Origin of the sequence: Streptomyces sp. NPDC048659, from assembly GCF_040650575.1 — a bacterium.
In the GTDB taxonomy this organism is placed as follows: domain Bacteria; phylum Actinomycetota; class Actinomycetes; order Streptomycetales; family Streptomycetaceae; genus Streptomyces.
This window is the reverse complement of the sequence record NZ_JBEZHM010000128.1, coordinates 1-4,954: the sequence shown is the minus strand read 5'-3', so window position 1 is coordinate 4,954 and position 4,954 is coordinate 1. Positions and strand designations below refer to the sequence as shown.

General features: G+C 69.4%; 5 protein-coding genes. 2 read left to right on the top strand and 3 right to left on the bottom strand.

Annotation, left to right across the window (positions count from 1 at the left end; translation table 11 throughout):
- Positions 1-383: 383 nt before the first annotated feature.
- Positions 384-1,121 (bottom strand): hypothetical protein, encoded by a 738-nt coding sequence (locus tag AB0C99_RS39465; RefSeq protein WP_362485305.1) that lies wholly within the window; start codon positions 1,119-1,121, stop codon positions 384-386.
- 583 nt (positions 1,122-1,704) lie between these two features.
- On the opposite strand from AB0C99_RS39465, the gene AB0C99_RS39460 reads away from it, so the two are divergent.
- A complete protein-coding gene (locus tag AB0C99_RS39460) occupies positions 1,705-2,100 on the top strand; it encodes a hypothetical protein (RefSeq protein WP_362485303.1) in 396 nt (131 codons plus the stop codon).
- A 292-nt stretch (positions 2,101-2,392) separates the two neighbouring features.
- Positions 2,393-2,734, top strand: coding sequence for a hypothetical protein (locus tag AB0C99_RS39455; protein ID WP_362485301.1), 342 nt, complete (start codon positions 2,393-2,395; stop codon positions 2,732-2,734).
- A 112-nt stretch (positions 2,735-2,846) separates the two neighbouring features.
- Here the strand turns inward: AB0C99_RS39455 and AB0C99_RS39450 are convergent, their stop codons facing one another.
- Positions 2,847-3,035 (bottom strand): hypothetical protein, encoded by a 189-nt coding sequence (locus tag AB0C99_RS39450; protein ID WP_362485300.1) that lies wholly within the window; start codon positions 3,033-3,035, stop codon positions 2,847-2,849.
- 149 nt (positions 3,036-3,184) lie between these two features.
- Positions 3,185-4,660, bottom strand: coding sequence for a trypsin-like serine protease (locus AB0C99_RS39445; protein ID WP_362485298.1), 1,476 nt, complete (start codon positions 4,658-4,660; stop codon positions 3,185-3,187).
- Positions 4,661-4,954 lie beyond the last annotated feature (294 nt).

The following is a 4,954-nucleotide window of genomic DNA, read 5'->3' as shown; positions in this document are numbered from 1 at the left end:
CCACCCGGTACGACAAAACCGCCCAGTCCTACGAAGCCGCCGTCACCCTCGCCTCACTCCTGATGTGGACGTGACATTTGACGACAGGACCTAGGGCTCCGCCCTGGTTCCGTGCGAGGGCTGTGACGGGACAGGCGTGCACCTGCGGACACCGTCGTCGGACAGCCGCTCAGCTCGGCCCCGGGCGAGGGCGGCCTGGCGGCGGTGCCTCGGGGAGGGACATGCGCGGCACGCGATAGGCCGGCCCCCGGGCCTGGTCCTCGTCGAGGCGGACGCCGTGCCCTCGCGATCCGTCACGGCCGGTCGCCGCCGCTTCCGATGCCGGGCGGCCTCCGTGTGGCCTCGGTTGGCGGTCAGGTCCGGTGTGGGAGCTGGTGTGGCTGTCAGCAGGAGATGAGCAGGCTGGTGAGGGCGGAGCAGGTGGTGGTGGCGGTGTCGTTGGCGGGGCCGGGGTCTTCGGGGCTGCTTGCCGCGCGGGTGGCGGTGGCGTGGAGGTTCTGGCCGACGGTGAGGAGGCCGAGTTGGGCGCGGAAGGCGAACTGGGCGCTGCCGGTCACGGTGAGGGAGCCGGTGGAGCACGTGACGGTCTTGGTGCTGTCCTGGTAGGTGCAGGTGCTCGGGAGGCCCGTGACGGTGGTGGTCTGGTCAGGGAGGCGGGTGGTGAGGGTGGCGGAGTTCAGCGGGGCGGGCCCGTGGTTGGTGGCGGTGGCGGTGTAGTCGATGCCGCCGCCGAGCAGGGGCGCGGACGCGCTCAGGCTGACCGCCAGATCGGCTTGGCGGGGTTGCACGGTGAAGGTGAAGGTCTGCGGGGCGAAGGTCTCGGACTTGTCGAGACCGGTGTCGGAGAACCCGCCGAAGGGGGTGATCGTGTAGGTGCCGGGCTGCGCGTCGGGACGCACCGTGGTGGTGATGACGGTGGTGGCGGTGGTGCGGGCGGGCAGCCGGTTCTCGTGGACGTGCTCGACGTGCAGGAGCGCGCCGGCGGTGTTGGTGGCGCAGATGCCGGGCAGGGGCCCGGTGGCCGCGGCGCAGGAGGCGTTACCGAGCGGACTCGGTCCGGGCGTGGTGAGTCGGAAGCGGGCCACCCGGGCGATGGAGGGATCCCGGTTGGTGATTGTCACGGTGAGGGTCAGCGGGTCGCCCGGAGCCAGGGATGTCGCCGAGGCCGCCAGTGAGAAGCGAGGGCTGCTGGTCACGGTCGGGTCGGCGGCGGAGGCCGGGGCGGCGGAGGCCAACGGAAGGAGAGCAGCCAGGGAACAGGCCGCTAAGGCGCGGGCGGCCAAGGTGCGCCAGGACGAGGGCATGATGCTCCGATACGGATGGGGCGGGCCGGAAGAGGCCCGCGGGTACGGGTGGTTCGGACGGCTGCGGCAGGACATCAAGATCCACAACCACACGGAACATAGACGGCTCCGCCCTGGCATGTCAGCGAAACAGCGAACAGCGGTCGTCCGGCGCACTGGCCGCACCGGGTGACCTCAGCGTCCCGCACTGTCGGAGCCTTTCCCGCCCGGCCCGGGGAAACATGGCGTGTCGGCCGGCCCGTGATGAGTCGTCAGCGAACGGCGCCCGCCTCGACCAGGTCCATCGTGTGCCGCGCATGACGCGTGCCCCGCGAGCCGTGCGGGCGCACGCGAGGTACCGCCGCCGGGGTCTGAACTCGGATGGTGGCCGTGTGAATCAGGACAGGTGAGAGCACTGACTGTGCGCCAGCCGTACGCCGACGCGATCGTCTGGGTCGGCAAAACGACCGAGAACCGGACCCGATGGCTCTCCACCTTCCATACGGGGACCAGAATCCTCATCCACGCCGCGAAAGCACCGCACGCCTCCAACGTGACTGCGGCCGACCTCGGCCTGGAATACGCCCCTGATGCGCGCGGAGCCATCATCGGCACAGGGATCCTCGACTCGTGCCACAAGTCCTCCGCTGACGGCTGCTGCTCATCCTGGGGCATGATCGGGTTCTGGCACTGGACACTGCGCGATGTACAGCCTCTGCCGCGCCCCGTCGCTGTGAGTGGTCATTTGGGGCTTAGGACGCCGCCCGAGGCCACCTTGCACGACGTGCGGGACCAACTCCTGGACGTCCCGACGTGAAGGCGCCCTCAAACAGGTGGCGAGTCCCTCACATGCGGGGCCGACCGCCCTGAGCCGACGGCCGGATTCGATCGTGGAGCAAGCCGGCTGGGGTGTCCGTCAGTTCCTATGCCTGCAGTTCCGAAGACTGGACCGCTGCATCGGGTCCGGGCAGTCTCCGGGTGATAGGAGAGGCGTGCGTGCCTGAGCTAGCGAGGCAGTACCTGCTGGATGTCGCGGTGGCGTTCCGGAGTTTCGGGTTCCAGGAGTCCGATGACACGGTGGTGCCTGCCCCGTTCGGGGACGGCTATGAGTGGGGGGCCTGGCCCAGCACGAGCGTCGCTTCGACCTGTTCAGCGCCGGCCACACCCATACGGCTGCGGTCACCGTCAGGATCTGGGACGCCGAGCCCGCTGCCGACCCGGTCGAGTGGGACGAGTCCGGAGAGGTCGACTTCGAGACGACCACTGGCGACGTCGCGGTGTGGACGACATCGTTGGGCCGGTCGGGCCATCTGATCCGGCTCGGTGTGCCTGGCTGGTGGCGGGTGCACGTGGGGTGCACGGGGCGCTCCGAGGTTGCCAGAGTGACCCGGACCGAGGGTGTGGCCTACGGCGTGGAGGAGTACGTCGTTGACTTCTGGCCGAAGGGCTGATCCACCCGCGGGCCGGTGCGAGGGCGAGCCGGCCCGCGAGGATGTCAGTTGGTCTTGACGATGAAGCCGTCGTCGATGCCGTCGATGGTGGGGTTGGCGTTGGAGAACCCGCTCAGCAGGTTGCGGCAGCGCCGTTCTGGTTGCCGGGGACGGGCAGGACGGAGGAGTCGTCTTTCTCGACGTGCACGTCGAACTCGGTTGCCGTGGTGCCCTCGCGGACCGCGACAGCGCGGTTGTGGTCCCGGCGGCTCTGGCCGAGGAGCAGACGGTGCCGGGGCTCGTTGAGGTTGTCACCGGGCACGTTCCGTCCGGCGCGGATGTCGGCGGCAGTGCTCGGCAGGACGACGGACTCCGGCCACCTTGACGCCCGCCGTCGCGCCTACGAGGACAAGAAGCTTCCCGCCGTCACCCGACGCTCGCTCCCTGCTGCCCGTCGCCTGGGGCCGGTGTTCAGCCGGTGGTGGCGGTGGCGGACACGCTCTGGATCTTGCTGCTGCGGACGGCGGTGAACTTGCTCCAGCTTCCGTCGGGGTTGCGGTCGTTGGTCCAGATCTGAGTGTCGCTGCCGACGGCGAACAGGCGGACCTTGTCACCGATGGCGGTAGCGGCGATGCCGTCGATGTCCTTGCTGGTGATGGTCGCGAACTTCGTCCAGGTGCCGGCGGCGTAGTCGCCCATGGCGGTATGGATCTTGTTGTCGCTGCCGATGGCGAAGAGGTGGGCCTGGTTGCCGATGGCGGTGACGGCGATGTCCTTGATGCCGCTGCTGGCGATCGGGTTGAACTTGCTCCAGGTACTGCTGGAGGTGTTGCCGTCGGCGGAGTAGATCTTCTGGTCGCCGCCCACGGCGAAGAGCCGGATCTTGTCCCCCATAGGGACGGCGGCGATCCGCTGGATGGAGCTGTTGCCCGGGACGGCGGTGAACTTCGTCCAGGTCCCGGCCGCGTAGTCGCCGGTGGCCGTGTAGATCTTGCCGTCTTCGCTGAGCGCGAGGATGTGGACCTTGTCGCCGATCGCGACGGCGGCGACCTGGCGGATGGAGCTGTTGCCGGGTACCTTGTTGAACGCCGACCACGTGCCGGACGCGTGATCGCCGTTGGCACTGTGGATCCGGCCGTCAGCGCCCACGGCGAACAGCCGGACGGTCGTCAACATGGTGACCGAGGAGATCTGCTTCATGGACCCGCTGCCGGGGATCGCGGTGAACGGTGTCCAGTCTCCGGGAGTGTCGTGGTTGCCTGCGGCCGCGTGGATCTGCCTGTCTCCGCCGACCGCGTACAGCCGGCTCACCGGCCGGGACGCATAGACCTCCTGGGCCCACTGCCTCAGGTCGTCGACACGGGTGTCGACGACGCCGGTGCGCGTCTCGGCCGGGTCGGTGCCCAGGCAGCCGCCCTGCCAGGAACGGGCGTTCACGCCCACCAGCTCCGGGACACCGTCGGCGTCCCGCACCGCGGGCCCGCCGGCGTCCCCCTGGCACACTGTCGCCGTCTCGGACCCGTCCAGTTGGATGTCGGATCCGCTGGTGGCGGACACGGTGAAGGTACCGGTGTGGAGCTTGGTGGGCACCCACTCGGTCTTGGTCCGGCCGAAGCCGGCCTTCCTCAGCGTTTCACCCGCCGCAGCCGGGGCTGTGGCCAGCCGGATCGGCTTGACGGCCGGGTCGCTGATGGGCAGCGTGAGGCGGACGAGGGCGATGTCCCGGTCAGGATGGGCGACGATCTCCTTCGCCTGCTGCGTACTGCCGCCGGTCTGAGTCAGATCCGTCCGGCCCACGGTGACCGTGGTGGCCACGGACGGCGCGCCGGTGGCGGCGACCCCGGCAGCCGAGAAACAGCTCTTCGCCGTCAGCACCCAGGAGGGACTGACGAGTGCGCCGGAGCAGGCGGTCTTGTCACCGATGTTGATCTTTGCTGTGAAGTTCATTCCCGCAGCCTCGGGGGAGCCGCTGAGAGCGGTGGCCGATGGGAGGTTGCCCGCCGCGGCGAAGACGACGAGAGCGGCAGCGGGCCATACGAGGCGCGGCCTCTTGAAAGACATGGAGACTCCTGGAAGGAAACAGCCCCACAACCCGACGCTCTGGTGTGACAGGGAGCGCAGATGATGCGGTGTTGGGCGTGTAGCGGTAGGGGGCCGACGTTCGTCGGCCCGGGCCTCCTGCATGTCCTCGAGGAAGTCACCGAAGACCGCGTCGCGGAAGAGCCGACGGACCTCCACCGG